This window comes from Pseudomonas sp. OIL-1 (genome assembly GCF_010669185.1).
Taxonomy (GTDB): Bacteria; Pseudomonadota; Gammaproteobacteria; order Pseudomonadales; family Pseudomonadaceae; genus Halopseudomonas; species Halopseudomonas profundi.
Window position 1 is genome coordinate 1,442,994 of the sequence record NZ_CP048629.1, and the last position, 16,667, is coordinate 1,459,660.

The window sequence follows — 16,667 nt, forward strand, 5'->3', positions numbered from 1 at the left end:
AAGTCTGTCTTCAAGGTGTGACAGCGAAACCGGGCTCAGTCTCCCAAAGCAACGCCATCCAGCCGTGGATCAGCCCCGCCGCGCCAGGTTCCGTTGATGCGTTCCATGCCATGCAGGCCGCTGGTCATGGGAACGATTCTGACCTCGTGTCCAAGTTGCTCCAGTTCCTCACTCAGCGTTTCAAGATCGGTGCCGGCTTCAAGCTCGATGCCCAGGCCCCGCTCGACGATGTTGGGCAGGGCCATGGCATCCTGAATATCCATGTTCCAGTCCAGCACGCCAATCAGCGTCTTGAGCACGTATCCGGGGATGCGGCTGCCGCCCCGCGATCCGATCACCAGTCGGATGTTGTTCTGTTGATCGAACACGAACAGCGGCGCCATGGAGCTGCGCGGACGCTTACCGGGGCCCACCGCGTTAGGATGCGTGTGCTCATTGAGCTGCGGATCGAAGGTGAAGTCGCTGAGCTGATTGTTGATCACGAAGCCCTGGCTGAGCATGCGGCTGCCGAAGGGCGCCTCGTTGGAGCTGGTCAGCGCAACCAGGTTGCCGTCAGCATCGACCACGCTGAAATGAGAGGTTCCCTGTTCCTCCGGCTCGGGCTTGGGGGTGACAGGCATTTCCGGCCGTTGGCCCGGTTCGCCCGGTCGGGCAATATCCATGGCCTGGTCCGAATCGATCAACGCCGCACGCTGGCGCAGATACTGGCGGTCCAGTAGCTGATCTACCGGCACCTCCACGAAATCCGGATCGCCGACGTAATGGTTACGGTCGGCAAATGCCAGCCGGCTGGCTTCGGCTATCAAATGCACAGTGGCGGGCGCGTCAGGCGCCATATCAGCGATCGGGGAATGCTCAAGCATGCCAAGCGCCTGCTGCACAATCAGACCGCCGGCGGTGGGCGGACCGGCACTGCATACTGTCCATTGCCGGTAAGGAGCGCAGACTGCTTCGCGCTCGATTGGACGGTAGTCAGCGAAATCCTCGGTGGCCATGTCAGCCTTGCCCCAGCGCGCGTCATTAATCCGCTCGACCAAGCGCTCGGCAATCTCGCCCTGATAAAACGCCTCGGGACCCTGATCAGCCAGTTGCCTCAGCGTGTCGGCCAGTTGCGGGTTGCGCAGCGTCGGCTCGCTGTCGCCGATCTGTTCGCGAAAATAATCGCGCGTGTCGGCAAATAAACGCAGGGACCAGTCCCACTCGATCTGCTCTTGCAGCCGAGGAGGCATGGGCAGCCCCTGTTTGGCCAGCGTGATGGCTGGCTCGAAAAGCTCGGCCCAGGAGAGCCGGCCATGTTGGCGGTGGGCTGCGCCGAGCATGGCGATCAGACCCGGCACACCGACCGAGGATCCACTCGGGATAGTCAGTGCCCTTGGGTGGCTGATGCCGAATGTCATGAAACGCTCTGGTTGAGCCGCCTCGGGGGCAGTTTCGCGTCCGTCATACACCAGGGTGCGCTGGTTTTTCTCGTCATGCAGCAACAGGAAGCCGCCGCCGCCAATGCCGGTCTCGGGCGCCTCGATAAAACCTAGCACCATCTGCACGGCAATGGCTGCGTCCACTGCATGCCCGCCGCGACGCAACATTTCCAGTCCGGCTTCAACCGCTGCGGGGTGGGCGGCAGAAACCATATGCCGAGTCGCCATTCGCTGTTCGACAGGTTGTTCTGTGCGCAGGGTTGTGGCGGGATCGCTGCCCGAGCAGCCTGATAGAATGGTAAGTGCCACGCCGATCAGGGCAATAGCCGACGTTTTGTATACAAGCGGTGTATAGAAGAGTGATCTGAACATGCAAACGAGGCTAGTAGCTGATGAGCTGGGCGTCTACAGCGATGTTAGTTGGTGTAGAATTGTCGGCTCACCATCTAATATCTAACAGGCAGGATATGACGAAACTCGCAGAGTTCCGAGCCGCCGAGCGCAAGCTCGCCGAGCAACTGGCTCATCTGGAAGCCTTGCAAAAGGACTCCCAACTGCAAAGCGAACTCGCTTTCAACGACGAACTCAAGACCTTGATGAAAGACTACAACATGCCGGCGCGCACTGTGCTGGCCATTCTCCGCTCGGCACCTGCTCAAGCCTGAGGTGTTACGTTCGATGAATGACCGCTGGCGACGGTGGATTATCTGACCCGGCGGATGGATGTTGATATCCCATGGGATCCCAGACCTATATCATGTGCACCCGATTGGGCTAGCTACCCCTTGGTCGGCGTGTCCGTTTGCCAGGAGTCGGCAGTTATCACCGACTCGATCTGAGCTCGCAGATCTCTCTAGCCCCCGTATGGCGCTTGTCAGAGGGTCCGGGCTGAACTATGGTCCAGGCACTTACAGACGTCTTCGCTTTATGTGCCGTGGTAAGCGCGGCCGCTTTTTCAGGAGTATCCATACATGGATAAAGAACGGCCCTCCGACCAGCCAGCCCCAGAAAACCTGGAAGGCATTCCGGCGCCCAGTGGAGAAACCAATCTGATCGATACCGATTACGTGATCGGTCAGGACAATATCACCGGGGAGTTTTCCCTATCGCTGGATATCCACGGCAAGGTCTTTTTGATCTCGTCGTTGACCATCCTCGTCTTCGTAATGTTGACCCTGGCATTGCAGAATGAAGTGGCGCCGATATTCAACGCGATTCGAGACTGGCTTACAGGACATTTGAGCTGGTTCTTCATCGCGTCAGCCAACGTGTTCGTCATCCTTTGCCTGTTCCTCATCGTCTCCCCACTGGGCAAGGTTCGCCTGGGTGGCAAGGAAGCCGTGCCGGACCACTCTTATCTCGGCTGGTTTTCCATGCTGTTCGCCGCGGGCATGGGGATCGGTTTGATGTTCTATGGGGTTTCCGAGCCCATGTCGCATTATTCCGCTGCGATGGGTGGAACGGAAGTTGCCGAAGGCGGCGCGCGCACGGATTGGGCGCCGTTGGGTGGGGCTGAGGGTGATGTGGAAGCTGCGGCCCGGCTGGGTATGGCTGCAACCATCTTCCATTGGGGCCTGCACCCCTGGGCTATTTACGCCATCGTGGCGCTGGCGCTGGCCTTGTTTTCATACAACAAGGGCCTGCCGATGAGCATCCGCTCGATATTCTATCCAATACTCGGTGAGCGCGTGTGGGGGTGGCCCGGACACGTTATCGATGTGCTCGCGGTATTCGCCACGCTGTTTGGTCTTGCCACGTCATTGGGCCTGGGCGCCGAGCAGGCCGCGGGCGGTATCGACTATCTGTTTGGTATCACCTCGACCAACGCCGTCAAGGTACTGTTGATCGTCGCCATTACAGCGGTCGCGCTGGTATCGGTCCTGGCTGGGCTGGACAAGGGCGTCAAGCGGTTATCAGAGCTGAACATGGGGCTCGCCATCCTGCTGCTGGGCTTCATCATTATCATGGGGCCGACACTGGCCATTCTGACCGGGTTTTTCGATAACCTCGGCTCGTATCTCATGCATCTGCCTGCGCTGTCCAATCCGATAGGACGAGAGGATGCCAACTTCAGTCAGGGTTGGACTGCCTTCTACTGGGCCTGGTGGATCAGCTGGTCGCCCTTTGTCGGGATGTTTATCGCGCGCGTCAGCCGCGGCCGCACGGTGCGTGAGTTTCTGATTTCGGTTCTGCTGGTGCCGACGCTGGTATCGGTGTTGTGGATGACCGCCTTTGGCGGGACGGGTATCAGTCAGTTGACTGCAGGGTTTACCGGCGTGCAGGACGCCGCCCTTGAGCTTCAGCTGTTCGTCATGCTGAGCGAGCTACCCCTGGCAGCGATTACCTCCTTTATCGGCATCATCCTGGTGGTCGTGTTTTTCATCACGTCCTCGGACTCCGGCTCACTGGTGATTGATGCGATTACCGCGGGTGGCAAGATCAATGCCCCGGCTCCGCAACGGGTGTTCTGGGTCATCATCGAAGGGGTGATAGCTATCGCCTTGCTGCTTGGCGGCGGTCTGGTCGCGCTGCAGGCGATGGCCGTATCCACCGGGCTGCCATTCACCGTTGTGCTGCTGGTCGGGTGTGTGGCGATCATCAAGGGGCTACGCTCCGAGCCACGATAACGCAAAGTGGGAAGAGAAGGCGCGTCCGCAAGGTCGCGCCTTTTTTAATGCGCGGTCACCGGATGCTGACTAGGGTCTGTTCCCGTTTCATCGCGAGCCGCGTTGCTGTGTCAAATGGCGCCAGGCAAGGCGCGGGACGCAGGTAATGGTTATTCCCTTCCCAAGTCCCGCAACGCCGCATGGCGTCATTTGCCACGCAACCCGAAGGGACGGGGCCCGTTTAGCGCAGCACTGCGTTACTCGTTGCTTATTTGGAACAACCAAACTTCGCTCCTCGCGCCTTGTTCTGCACCAAACGGCCCTCCGTCGCGGCCGCGATGAAACGGGAACAGACCCTAGCGCCATAACTCGCACACAGCAATGTCCGTCCGGAAATGCGTGGCGACCTGGGCCTGTAACAGCTCGGCTGTCGCCAACGCGTCCGTTAACGCATGGTGGGACTGGTATTGCGGCAGACCATAACGGCGGCGACTGTCTGCCAGGCGAATGGATTCCGGTGGCCGGCGCAGCAGCCAGTTGAGCAGCCCGGTTTTCTGCCTGGGATGGATGCGTGCTTCCAGATCCATGGTGTCAATTACCGGAAAATGGATGCCCTCACCGAGATAGTGCTGCAACGCCCGATCGAGGAACGCTCGTTCTATATTGCGGTAGTGCACCACCATCACCTTTCCGGCCATGGCATCGAGCAGCTCTTCCAGCACTTCGGCGAGAGGCGGCGCAGCCTCGATATCCGAATGGGTGATGCGGTGGAACGCTACGGATTCACTGCTTAGCTCCGATGGCGGCTTGACGACCCGGTAGAGCGAGCCCTGGCAGCGAATCCGTTCGAGATTCATCGGTACCAGACCGATACTGAGAATGGCGTGTTTCTTCGGGTCGAGGCCGGTGGTTTCCATATCCAGGGCCATCAATGGCACTTCGTCCAATGGCGTATCGGCGGCGACCGCACCGCTCTGGTAATACTTAACCAGATGCGGATGGCGAGCGGTACGGGCCAGGCTGGCGAACAGCGTGCGCCAGTCTGGCGTGTGTTCGGCCTGGGCGGACCGGCGCTGGCGTTCCGTCATAGCGCCCGCGTCGATTGCAGGCTGGGATAGCGGTAACGCAGAAATTTCTGCGCGTTGCTGAGAATCTGGAAGGCTTCCTTGAGATTGTGTCGTTCAGCCGTCGTGACCATTTCCGGTTCGATGTTGTTGTCCGGCTCGCGATCCTGATCGATATCCATTGCCTGGTGGCGGATGCGCACGCTGGTCAAGAATTCAAGGGCGTAGCGCAGCCGGGTTATTGCCTCAGGAGGCATGAGCTTGGTTTTCGCGATAGCATCGAGACGCTCAAAGGAATTCTGCGCCTTGGTACCACAGGCCAACGCATGCACGCGGATCAGATCGGTCAGCGGGGCAGTACCGCGGCGTTTGAGGTTGATTACGTTCTTCTGCTCGCCGTCCTTTTCCATGACAAAGGTGCGAAAAAACCCCAGGGGCGGCGTGCGGTTCAGCGCATTGCGCGCCATCGCAGCGAGGAAGGGTTCGTTGCGGCTGGCTTTCTCAGCCAGCAGATCCCTCAACGACTCGACCATCTCGGCTTCGCCATACACGCTATCCAGATCGAAAAAGATCGAGCTGTTCAGCAGCGTTTCGGGGTTGGGCCGCTCGATCCAGTTGTTGAAGTAATTCTTCCATACCTTGAGCGGCTGCCGCCATTTGCTGTTGGTGGCCATGATCCCGCCCTTGCAGTAGGTGTAGCCGCAGGCAGCCAGGCCATCACTGACCAGCGTTGCCAGCTGCAGAAAGTAGGCGTCATGCTGCTCGGGCACGAAACTATCATCCAGGATCAACGCGTTGTCCTGATCCGAGACGATCAGCTGCTCGTCCCGCGCCATCGAGCCTAGCGCCATGAAACAATAGGGCACGGGCGGCGGGCCCAGTTGCCCTTCGGCAAGTTCGAGCAGGCGCTGGGTAAAGTTGCGGCCAATACTCGACATCGCGCTGCCGACCATTTGCGCGCTGGCCTCCTCGTTGACCATCCGGACAAAGGTGGCGCGCACGTCCGGCAGCAATCTGGTCAGATCCTTGATGCTCTGCTTGTTGAATATGTTGTTGACCAGATACAGGCTGCTCTGGGATTCGTACTTGATGATGTCGGACAGGTTGATAACCCCGATCGGGCGTCGCCGATGAACGACCGGCAGGTGATGGATATTGTTGCGCAACATGCACAGCATGGCCTCGAACACCGAGTCATCAGCCTGCATGGTGATCGGATGCCCGGTCATGACTTCGCTGACCGGGGTTTGCGCTGGAAGTCCTTCGGCCACCACGCGGGTACGAAAATCCCGATCAGTGATGATCCCGACCATGACCTGCTGTGCGGCAGGTGCCGGTCCGCTGCTGGTTTCGGCGGGGCCGGATTCAGGGTCGACGATGACCAGAGACGACACGCTCTCCTGGGTCATGATGCCGGCTGCCTCGCGTATAGTCGCTGTCATCGGCGCGGTCACTGGCGTACGCGACACCAGCTTGCGCACTTTGATCTTCATCAGCTCGCTGGCCTTGGCCTGGGTATCCACGGCCGTTTTCAGCCGGGACTGGCCTTCGGCCTCGACAAAATCTGCGAAGCTGTCGTGCTCATCGCATAACTGTTTGAACAGTCTGTCGGGGATCAGATAGAGCAGGCTGTCTTCGATTGCCCTGGCTGGAAAGCGCACCTTATTATCGCGTAATAGACCAAAGTGTCCAAAAATGTCGCCCTCGGTCAGCCGGTTATACAGATCGCCGTTGCGGCGATAGATCTCGACTGCTCCGCTGCGCACGTAATAGAGATAATGGCTGTCCTCGCCGAACTGCAAAATGTCCGTGCCCGCGCGGACGTAACTGATTTCGATCTGAGGGGCGACGTCATTGAGCACGTCCTCGTCCAGCCCATCGAACGGCGGAAAGCGGCTAAGGTGATCGCGTATTTCGATGAATTCGACCTGCATGCCGCTATCCTTTGTCGGGGTGTGGAGCAGACCATGCCGAACTACCCGCCAATCGGCAACCCGGGAGCCTGTCTTTGCCCGAGTGTAGTAACCGCGTACAGGTGCGTAAACCAGCTGTCGGCCAAGGATGCAGGTTTTATGCAGATGGCCATCATCTGACCTCGACAATGGACTTAACAAAGCCACACAATTGGTACGCCTGGCAGGGCGGAAGTATTCCTTTTCAAAGTCGTAGGAAGCGCCTGAATGACCCGCTATTTCAAGACCGCTGAACGCCTTGTGCTCGCCGGGCTGCTCTGTTTGCTCGTCTGGTTACCTTTACCGCTCGGCAGTAATCGGGACTGGTCAGCCGCACTGCTGATCTTCGCTGTGGGCAGTCTTGCCTGTGTCTGGCTGATTCTGCAGATGCTACAGAACCTTTCTCTGGGCTCGGGGTTCAGAAAAGCCCTGTTGCCGCTGGGGCTGCTGGTTGCGGCCCAGGCTTGGGTGGGACTCCAGCTGGGGGCCGAACTGACCCGTGATTCGACCGCGACCTTTCAGTATCTGATGCTGGGGCTGGCGTATTGTCTGCTCTATATGCTCGTGATTGGCCTGTTCCGGACGCGCAAGCGGCTGTCGGTCTTACTCGGTGTCCTGGTAGTCAGTGGTGTTCTGCAAGCGTTCTACGGAACCATCATGACGCTTTCAGGACTTGAATGGCTGATTATCGGGCCTAAGGACCATCATGTAGGCCATGCGACCGGCACCTTCGTTAACCGCAATCATCTGGCGGGTTATCTTGAGTTGACCCTGGCGGCAGGTGTTGGGCTGTTGCTGGCCCTGCGGCAGGTTGGCAGGTTCCGTTGGGCGGGGCTGTTTGAAACCATGATGGGGCCCAAGATGCGGCTGCGCCTGGCCTTGATCATTATGGTTATTGGTTTGGTCATGACCCATTCGCGCATGGGCAACACCGCCTTCTTCTCGAGCCTGCTGCTGGCGGGCGGGTTATTTCTGCTGTTCGACAAGGAGCACCGGCTGCGTAACGGGCTGCTGTTGGCGAGCATTTTGCTGATCGACATATTGATAGTCAGTCAGTACTTCGGTCTGGATCGGCTTAAGGAACGGCTGGTCAATACGCGGCTGACCGACGTAGTGGTCGACGGTGCGGTGGTTGAGCAAGCCAATGAGTTGCGCGGCACCGTATTCAATCAGGCGCTTCCGCTGGCAGCCGACCGGCCCTGGGTCGGCCAGGGAGCGGGGAGCTTCGAGACAGTGTTCCCACCCTACGCTGGTGGTTTACCGCTGCATTATGATCATGCGCATAACGATTTTTTGCAGTTCTTCATCGAATACGGCGTGGTTGGAAGCCTGCCGCTGGTGCTGTTCGTGCTGGTTTCGCTGTTCTATGCGCTGAAAGCAATGACTCAGCAGCGCTCGCTCTATCGAAGCGGTGTCGGTTGTGGCGCGGTGCTCGGGATAGTGGCGTTGATGCTGCATTCATTGACGGACTTCAATCTGCAGATACCCTCCAACGCAGCGACCTACGTGGTGCTCTGCGCCATTGCCGTGCTGGCCAATACGCACAAAGTCGGATCGGGACGCAGCAAGAAAAAGCGAGACAGCGAAGGGGGAACGGCGGCCGCGGATCTGGACCCCACCAAACAGACAGGGCCAGTGGGTTACTCTATTACCTGATGCTTGGCGTCGCGTGGCGCACTTCCAAACCCGTTGCGGCCGACGTAATAGAAGAACTGAGGAATGCCTATTACATAACGCTTGAATAGCCGCTTTGGTTCCTTGCCAAGGCGGTACGCCCACTCCAGGCCGGTCTTGCGGAATATCAGCGGTGCACGGGTAAAGCGCTCCGCAGAAAAGTCCAGGATCGCGCCGCCACAGATCAACAGCGCGGGCATGTCCAGTTCACGTTTGATCCTGATAGCCACTTCCTCCTGCTTAGGCATGCCCATTGCCAGCACAATCACGGGAACTTTATTGCTATCACAATGCCTCTCAACGTATTGCGCATAGCTTTCTTCGGGCTGGAATCCGTCCATGGCATGAAAAGGATGACCCTGGAAGAGGCGACGGGCGCCCTTGGATAGCCAAGGCTCACGGGTTCCCAGCGCGAAAAACTGATAACGGTCGGCATCGGTGCGGATAAGGTAGTCCACCACCTTGGGGATGAAGTCCGAGCCGTTCATGTTTGCCAGGGGAGCTCTTCCATTCAGCTTGCAGGCGATCTTGACGCCGATGCCGTCGCGCAACAGATAGGACATCTGGGAAAAACGACGCCGCATTGGCAAATTCTGCTGCGCGAGGTTATAGGCGTGCTGATTAAGGAACGCCAGCGTCGTGGGAGAGTCAATGGCAGCGAGCTTCTGCAACAGCGCATCAGATTGATTCTCGTCGATCAGCAGCAGTTTGTTGATCAGGGGGTCGTGACGCTTGAGCAGAGAGTTAGTCATCGAGGACCTCGTATTACACAATGGTTCATATGAGTACGTTTCGACGGTTATTGGTTCAATTCAGGTCCTGGAATTGATTCCTGGTACACAGGTTGTCGGATGACTCGATAGGGATAGCCATTCAGCTGAGTCGTCGAATTCGGAGAAATTGTCATGGCCTCGCACTATCCGGGCGGCCATCGAAAAACCCATCAGGAGGATCTACACAATGAGACAACCAGGCCTGAAGACAGTTCGTAAATGGCTGATGTTCGGCACGTTTAGCCTGCTATCAGCTGGCGCAACAGTGACGCATGCGGCGGTTGATATGATCGGTATCAACGTTGCGGGTGCCGAGTTCACCGGGGGCAAGCTGCCGGGCAAGCACGGCACGCATTATTTTTTCCCGCCGGAGGGCTACTTTGAATACTGGAGCGAGCAGGGCATACGCACCGTGCGGTTTCCGCTGAAGTGGGAGCGTCTGCAGCCAAGCCTGAATGCCGAGCTGGACAGCGTGTACGCCTCGCTGGTCGACGACATGCTCGACCAGGCAAAGGAACATGACATCAAGGTCATTCTGGACGTGCACAATTACGCACGCTACCGCAAGAAGGTGATCGGGACCGACGAGGTCCCAGTGAGTGCCTACCAGGATTTGATGGAGCGTATTGCCAAGCGTTGGCATGGTCATGACGCGCTCTTCGCCTATGACATCATGAACGAGCCCTATGGTTCGGCTGACGAGCTGTGGCCTGAAGCGGCACAGGCGGGAATCGATGGTGTGCGCAAGCACGACAAGAAGCGGCCGCTGTTGATCGAGGGGGCGTCGTGGTCGAGCGCCGCTCGCTGGCCACGCTACGCTGACGAATTATTGAAGCTCAAGGACCCGGCCGACAATATGGTGTTTTCCGCCCATGTGTATATCGATGAAGACGCCAGCGGCAGTTATAAGAAAGGGCCAGGCAAGGATTTTGAGCCGATGATCGGTGTGAACCGCGTTGAGCCCTTCGTCGATTGGCTGAAAGAGCACGGCAAGAGAGGACATATCGGCGAGTTCGGCATTCCCAACGACGATGAGCGTTGGCTGGATGCCATGGATAAACTGTTGGCCTACCTCAATGAGAATTGCATCCCGATCAACTATTGGGCGGCCGGGCCTTCCTGGGGCAATTACAAGCTCTCGATAGAGCCCAAGAACGGTGAAAAACGACCGCAGGTAGCGCTCTTGAAAAAGTATGCAGCCAAGGACGACTGCTCTGATTTCGGTCCCAAAAAAGGTTAGATGCATGGCTGGGATAGGCTGGCGGTAATGCACCATGCACCGCCGGCCTGAACAGCTGTCAGGGCTCGGTCGGCAGGTGGGACCCAGACATAAGACGCCGTAGTTTGCCGAGTGCCTTGCGCCTGAAGGTCAGACTTTTACGCATTACCTGTGTCTTCAATGCCGGAAGACTCATACCCGGTGCATACATCTGATTGGACTGGATGCAGAAAACCGGTTTGCTGGTCAGCCGCATGATATCCATGGCGGTATATTCATCATTCTCGATGAATAATATCGCGTGGGGGTCCTGATTATAGATATCAGCCTTGAACGCGGTTATGGCGTCATCCTTCGCACCTGTCTCACCGGCGCTATTCAGCATGTGAAGCTGACCATATTCGACACCATGACGTTCGAGCCATTGCTCCGTTTGCGCTCGGTATTTCTCCGGTCGACAGGTAATCAAATGCGCAACGGGTACCGATGGGGTAAATAGTGGCGTTGCGTTTTCGACAAATGCGGCGCAGCTTTCATTATCGTGCACATCGGCTGCGGCTGGCTGCACGTACAACACGCCATCAATATCCAGGCAAGCGTGCCTCATCAGGTTGTGGTGCAGAATATTCCACTCGAATAGCCTCGGCTGTTCGACCGTTTCGAAATACAGATCAACATTGCCGGTGTTCTCCTTCTGGGCGAAGGCCGCCATGGTAATCACCGCGCCCTGATACACCGACTTGACCATTTCAGCCGCAGCCAGCATGGAATTGCCAGAGGCAATACTGTCATCCACCAGCAGGATTTTTTTTGCATCCCAGGGATGCGCCAGATGCGCGTGCTTGTAAGTGCGTGTATTGCCTTTTTTCAGTTCATCGTTGCGATGAAACGAATAAAGGTCGGTAAGCGGCAGATTCAGCTTCAAAGAAATGATACTGGCTACCAGCATACCGCTGCGTGGAATCCCTACAACAAGATCGACATCGTGAGGCACCTTGCTTGCGTATTTGTTAGTCAGATTCGCCAGGTCGCTGACACTTCGATAGTTCATTGGAGTTGCTCCTTGGTCCCCCCGGCGTTGTTATTCGCAGCCCGGGGGTTATCGAATCCAGATTAGGTAGCGGATGACTTTGTCTCGGCTTCCGTCACGCGTCCGTAATTGTCAGCAAAGCGGATGATGTCGTCTTCCCCGAGATAGGAGCCCGACTGCACTTCGATAAGTTCAAGCGGAATCACACCGGGATTTTCCAGTGAATGCACCTGACCGATCGGAATATAGGTCGACTGGTTTTCAGTGACCATGTAAGTCTCTTCACCATTGGTAACACGGGCTGTACCGCATACCACGATCCAGTGCTCGGCGCGGTGGTGGTGCATCTGCACCGACAGTTTGGCGCCCGGCTTCACGGTGATGCGCTTGACCTGATAGCGTTGGCCATTGTCAATGGAGTCATACACACCCCAGGGCCGATACACTTCCCGGTGGTTGAGATACTCGCAGCGATCGTCGCGCTTGAGCTGTTCGACGATGCGTTTGACTTCCTGGGTCTGGCTCTTGTGAGCGACCATTACCGCATCCTTGGTTTCGACGATCACCAGATCCTCGACGCCTACGGTCGCCACTAGCCGGTGTTCGGCGTGTACGTAGGTTCCCTGAGTGTTATCGCTGAGCACATCACCTTTGAAGACGTTGCCTTGTTCGTCCTTCGAGCTGACTTCCCACAACGCGGACCAGGAACCAATGTCGCTCCAGCCTACATCCAGCGGGACCACCACTGCGTCGGCGGTTTTCTCCATGACGGCGTAGTCGATAGAATCTTCAGGGCAGGCGATGAACGCTTCCTTGTCGATACGCGTGAAAATCATGTCCTGGCTGCTGGCGCTGATGGCCTTGCGACAGGCGGCGAGGATATCGGGACGGAATTTTTCCAGCTCTTCCAGATACCGGCTGGCACGGAACATGAACATGCCGCTGTTCCAGTAGAAATCGCCCGATAACAGGTAGTCCTTGGCGGTATCGAGGTCCGGTTTCTCGACGAACTTGGCCACCTTGTAGCCCCCATCCCCCTCAGGCGCGCCTTTCTGTACATAGCCATAGCCTGTTTCCGGGTGCGTGGGCACCACACCAAAGCTGACCAATTTGCCCGCTTCGGCAAGTGGCAAAGCGACGCCGATACGCTCACGAAAGCCCGCCTCGTCCTGAATCAGGTGATCAGCGGCCAGAATCAGGAGCACTGGATCATCACCATCGGCAACCGCTTGCAATGCCGCAAGCGCTACTGCCGGGGCGGTATTGCGACCGACCGGCTCGAGCAGGATGGGCGCCTCTTCCATCTTCAACTTGCGCATCTGTTCTGCGGCAAGGAATCGATGTTCTTCGTTACAGATCAGTCTTGGCAGCTGGATATCAAGGCCATCCAGGCGGTTGATCGTGGCTTGCAGCATTGACAGCGAGGCATCCGCGAGCGGCAAGAACTGCTTGGGATTCAGCTGGCGCGAGAGCGGCCAAAGGCGTGAGCCGGTGCCGCCCGACATGATGATGGGGATCATTTCTAAGCTCCTTTATATGATAGCGGCTGTTTGGTTCTGAGCTGCTTGACGAGTATCGGAATAAACCGGACGCCGTCGCGTGCGTAACGCCCGGTCAGTCGGCGCGGTTCGCTGCATATGCGGTGCAGCCATTCGAGGTAAAGCTTCTGAACCCATTCGGGTGCTCGTGGCACCGCTCCGGACAGGAAGTTAAGCGAGCCGCCAACACAGAGACCAACGCCCTTGGCCCTGCCAGTTTGGAAAACTTTCTGCGCCAATATTTCCTGGGTTGGGCAACCCAGCGCGAACACCACCAGTTGTGCTGGGTGATCAACGATAAAATCCAGACAGGCCGCAGTAGCCTGTTCGTCCTTGATGAAGCCCATGGGAGGGTAGTGGTGATAAAAAGTGATACCGGGAAATTTTTCCCGAAGTAGCATCATGTTATTTGCTTCACAGCCGACCACGCAGACCTTCCAGTTCAGCTGGTCGGCCAGGTGTATGAGACGCGCGGTCAGCGTACTGCCAGGTATGGCCTCCTGGAGATCCAGATTGCAGATCTTCAGGAACGGGAGCAGGACGCGGCTATCGCATATTCGATGGCTGGCCTGGTCATAGGCGGCGCGCAGTTGCCTGTCATCCTTGAGTTGAACGACATGATTGACATTGGGGGTGACGATATAACTGAAGTCTTCCTGGCTGGTCGTCCGGATTTCGTCGACCAGCTGTTCCTCGGAGCCTTCGTAGAATTCAATATCAAAAGCTTTCAATGCAACCTCCCTGGCATCTGAAAACAGCCTACAAATGCGCATTCTGTGAATGTACTGCGTTCAGGCCGCCCGCTTGTCCAATGCGGCCTTGATCGACTTGATGTGGGCATGGATGTAATGCAATCCATACAGAACGTAGTTTTTGAACGAGGACAGCTTGAGGAAGCGCCTGCGGATGTGCACATCCTCTTTGATGGCCGCAAACCGCCGCTGTTCGGAAACGCCAGTCAAATCGAAGATGCACAACGGCTCGGCAAGCTGCAACACTTCGCGCGGCTTCTCGATACCGTTGGTGAATTCAATGATCATGCAGTAGTCAGCCGACAGTTTGTAATCGTCGCGAAAACGTACGGTACTCAGATGCTCATTTTCGAAATACATTGCCTGGTGGCTCGAGGGCATGCCGATAAACAGCTTGTCGATCGGTTTGGCTAACGATTTGATGAGCTTGCGGCTACCGGTGCGCAGATAGAAGTCGCCATAGATGAATTTAGGACGGACTTCTGCTTGTTCGACGGCTGCGGCAACCTTCTCCAGTACGGTTTCGTCATACAGCATGTCACCGCTGTTCAGGAAGATCGTATAGCCGGGCAGCGCCGAACCTTTGACCAGTCCCTTGTTCATGGCGTCATACAGACCCTTGTCCGGCTCGGATGTGATATCCGCCTGCGGATCATTGATGTGTCCAAGCCATTCGACCGCTCCATCATTGGACGCACCATCGATAACGATCCAGGTAAAGTTTCGATGGGACTGCCGGACAACACTCTGATAGGTCTCCTTGAGACCAGCCAGGTTATTCCAATTTATAGTTACGATACTGAAGTGGACCATTGCTCACCCGGTTGAATTGTCGAGGCGACGTAGTTTCGGTTGCTTGCACCTTGGAGTAATAGAGGAAGCAAGCGGTTGTAATGCCCAGCATATCCCCTCCGTACATGATGGAATTGGACAGCAACATATTGAACATGCTGAACATGAAGCTCAGCTGGAAGGCTGCGAGCAGATCGCCCTTGTGCTTGCAGCGACTCATTATGCGCAGGTACATGCCATAGAAGATGACGGCAATAAACGGAGTCAGGAAGCCGTAACGATGGTAGACCCCGACGATCCCGACATCCGACAGGTAAAAATGCGGGTTATATAGCGAGTGGAAGCCTTCGTTCCACTGCAGCGACAACGCGCCCTTGCCGATGTAGTTATTCTCCTTGATCGCCTGCAGGATCGTGGCGATGGTGTTGTCCCGTACCCCAGGGCCGGTGGTCGCTTCCTCGAACAGCAGGTTGAACCGCTCTATCTGCTCGGCCCAGAATTCAGGAATCAGGAAGAACGAAGCGACCAGTATCAGCCCCGCCATCGCACCGACCTTGATCATCGAGTCGATACGGTTGCGGAAGATCCAGAGTGCCGCCAGCGCCCAGATAACCATGGTGCCGCGGGTCTGGATCACCAGCCAGAGATAGGCAGCAAAATACAGAACCAGCGCCAGTTTACCGACCGACAGTTTTTCCTTGAGCTGATACAGCAACATGAATACCGCGATTGTGACGTAACCCGAGCCTATACGGTAACGGTTGGGTCGTAGCGGATTGTTACCCCAGTCAACCTCATCCTTGGCGAAGGAAACCGACGCGTTATCGGGGATGATGCTGAGGTAGTACATGAAGCCGATGAACGTCGCGAAGAGCGCGGAGTACAGGAAATACTTCTCAAGGTGCTTCTGGCTAGGCGCCGTCTTTATCAGCAGCAGCAACGCGACAAAAAAGCTCAACCACATGAAGCTGCGGCGTTCTTCGAGCAGACCGTAGACAAGAGGCTGTCCGTAGTTGAGGTTGGCGAGAACGGCTGACGACACGGGTAAAAGCAGCCCGAGGAACACGATCCAGAGGGCGGTTTTCGATTGATAGACCCGCCGCCAGGTTACAAACAGCGCGCCCGCAGCAGCGATAACACCGAGCAGATACAGTTCACGTAGAAAGGGGATGCCAGCTTTCTTATCGTCAGTCAGGAAAAAGACTTCCGAGTTCAACAGAATAAGAATGAAAAGCAGGTTCCTGTATGCAAGCAATTGCTTGAGCAATGGCGATTTCCCTTTCTGTGTTGAGGCTGGTCGCGGCTGCGGGGATCGAGCAGCCGTTCGACAACAGAATTTGGCCCTGATGCCGGCAATAAGTTCCCCGCCATATGTCGGCCGGGATCAGTGAATCAGGCTATATAGATAGGCCTTGGTGTGCACATGAACCTCATCCGAGGCCAGCATGTCCGGCCTTGACCACCATCGGTAAAGGTCATGTTGGATTGCTGGCGGCTGCAGTTCGCTCCCGGACGGCAATTTCAAGGCGTAGGCTACCACTACATAATGGGTGTCAGGAGTGTCACCAAACACACTGTCGCTATAAAAATGTTCGAATATGCCAAGCAGAGTGGCGCTTTCACGGCAGAATGTCTGTCCCAATTCGGTTTCAGTCAGTCGTCTGAAAGCGGCATCGAGATTTTCATTCTTGTAGATACGACCGCCTGGAACGAACCAGCATCCCTGGGCCGGGCGGTTCAACCGCTGGCCCAGGAGGATCTCGTCGCTCTGGTTTTGCACGATCAGGTCAATCGAAACCAGCGGCGTGCTGGCAACTATTGATCGAAAGGCGTCCGCTTCGAGAAACAT

Annotated in this window: 14 protein-coding genes; 4 read left to right on the top strand and 10 right to left on the bottom strand. The window is 56.8% G+C overall.

From position 1 onward, the window contains the following. Nucleotides 1–35: 35 nt before the first annotated feature. Nucleotides 36–1,631 carry a gamma-glutamyltransferase gene (ggt, locus tag G3M63_RS06765; protein ID WP_218573663.1) on the bottom strand — a complete coding sequence of 532 codons (1,596 nt, stop codon included), beginning with the start codon at nucleotides 1,629–1,631 and terminating at the stop codon, nucleotides 36–38. Between the two features lie 254 nt (nucleotides 1,632–1,885). Between ggt and G3M63_RS06770 the strand changes: the two genes are divergently transcribed. Further along, on the top strand, nucleotides 1,886–2,083 hold the full coding sequence (locus G3M63_RS06770) for a hypothetical protein (protein ID WP_150301482.1): 198 nt from the start codon (nucleotides 1,886–1,888) through the stop codon (nucleotides 2,081–2,083). Between the two features lie 306 nt (nucleotides 2,084–2,389). Next, entirely contained in the window at nucleotides 2,390–4,045 is a 1,656-nt protein-coding gene (locus tag G3M63_RS06775; protein WP_150301481.1) for a BCCT family transporter, read from the top strand. Nucleotides 4,046–4,380: 335 nt separating this feature from the next. On the opposite strand, the gene G3M63_RS06780 is transcribed toward G3M63_RS06775, so the two are convergent. Both G3M63_RS06780 and G3M63_RS06785 read right to left on the bottom strand, forming a co-directional pair. Continuing rightward, nucleotides 4,381–5,112, bottom strand: a complete 732-nt coding sequence (locus G3M63_RS06780; RefSeq protein WP_150301480.1) for a 3'-5' exonuclease — start codon at nucleotides 5,110–5,112, stop codon at nucleotides 4,381–4,383. Continuing rightward, entirely contained in the window at nucleotides 5,109–7,022 is a 1,914-nt protein-coding gene (locus G3M63_RS06785) for a DUF294 nucleotidyltransferase-like domain-containing protein (protein WP_150301479.1), read from the bottom strand. Before G3M63_RS06785 ends, G3M63_RS06780 begins: the two co-directional genes overlap by 4 nt. Before the next feature lie 246 nt (nucleotides 7,023–7,268). Here G3M63_RS06785 and G3M63_RS06790 point away from each other — a divergent pair, with 246 nt between their 5' ends. Continuing rightward, nucleotides 7,269–8,696 carry an O-antigen ligase gene (locus G3M63_RS06790; RefSeq protein ID WP_163982254.1) on the top strand — a complete coding sequence of 476 codons (1,428 nt, stop codon included), beginning with the start codon at nucleotides 7,269–7,271 and terminating at the stop codon, nucleotides 8,694–8,696. On the opposite strand, the gene G3M63_RS06795 is transcribed toward G3M63_RS06790, so the two are convergent. Continuing rightward, the gene (locus G3M63_RS06795; protein WP_150301477.1) at nucleotides 8,681–9,466 is read right to left on the bottom strand and encodes a WecB/TagA/CpsF family glycosyltransferase; all 786 of its coding nucleotides are present in this window, start codon (nucleotides 9,464–9,466) and stop codon (nucleotides 8,681–8,683) included. The genes G3M63_RS06790 and G3M63_RS06795 overlap by 16 nt on opposite strands. A gap of 208 nt (nucleotides 9,467–9,674) precedes the next feature. Between G3M63_RS06795 and G3M63_RS06800 the strand changes: the two genes are divergently transcribed. Beyond that, nucleotides 9,675–10,727, top strand: a complete 1,053-nt coding sequence (locus G3M63_RS06800; RefSeq protein ID WP_163982255.1) for a glycoside hydrolase family 5 protein — start codon at nucleotides 9,675–9,677, stop codon at nucleotides 10,725–10,727. 58 nt (nucleotides 10,728–10,785) lie between these two features. Here G3M63_RS06800 and G3M63_RS06805 read toward each other — a convergent pair whose 3' ends face one another. The 6 genes from G3M63_RS06805 to G3M63_RS06830 all read right to left on the bottom strand — a co-directional run bounded on the left by G3M63_RS06805 (nucleotide 10,786) and on the right by G3M63_RS06830 (nucleotide 16,667). Further along, complete coding sequence (locus tag G3M63_RS06805; protein WP_150301475.1) at nucleotides 10,786–11,757, bottom strand: phosphoribosyltransferase family protein; 972 nt, start codon at nucleotides 11,755–11,757, stop codon at nucleotides 10,786–10,788. Between the two features lie 62 nt (nucleotides 11,758–11,819). Then, complete coding sequence (locus G3M63_RS06810) at nucleotides 11,820–13,256, bottom strand: mannose-1-phosphate guanylyltransferase/mannose-6-phosphate isomerase (protein WP_163982257.1); 1,437 nt, start codon at nucleotides 13,254–13,256, stop codon at nucleotides 11,820–11,822. A 2-nt stretch (nucleotides 13,257–13,258) separates the two neighbouring features. Beyond that, on the bottom strand, nucleotides 13,259–14,005 hold the full coding sequence (locus tag G3M63_RS06815; RefSeq protein ID WP_223825073.1) for a WecB/TagA/CpsF family glycosyltransferase: 747 nt from the start codon (nucleotides 14,003–14,005) through the stop codon (nucleotides 13,259–13,261). 60 nt (nucleotides 14,006–14,065) lie between these two features. Next, nucleotides 14,066–14,839 (bottom strand): glycosyltransferase, encoded by a 774-nt coding sequence (locus G3M63_RS06820; RefSeq protein ID WP_150301472.1) that lies wholly within the window; start codon nucleotides 14,837–14,839, stop codon nucleotides 14,066–14,068. Continuing rightward, complete coding sequence (locus tag G3M63_RS06825) at nucleotides 14,802–16,085, bottom strand: hypothetical protein (RefSeq protein WP_150301471.1); 1,284 nt, start codon at nucleotides 16,083–16,085, stop codon at nucleotides 14,802–14,804. The genes G3M63_RS06820 and G3M63_RS06825 overlap by 38 nt, the downstream gene beginning before the upstream one ends. Nucleotides 16,086–16,202: 117 nt before the next feature. Further along, nucleotides 16,203–16,667 carry a GDP-mannose mannosyl hydrolase gene (locus G3M63_RS06830; RefSeq protein ID WP_163984201.1) on the bottom strand — a complete coding sequence of 155 codons (465 nt, stop codon included), beginning with the start codon at nucleotides 16,665–16,667 and terminating at the stop codon, nucleotides 16,203–16,205.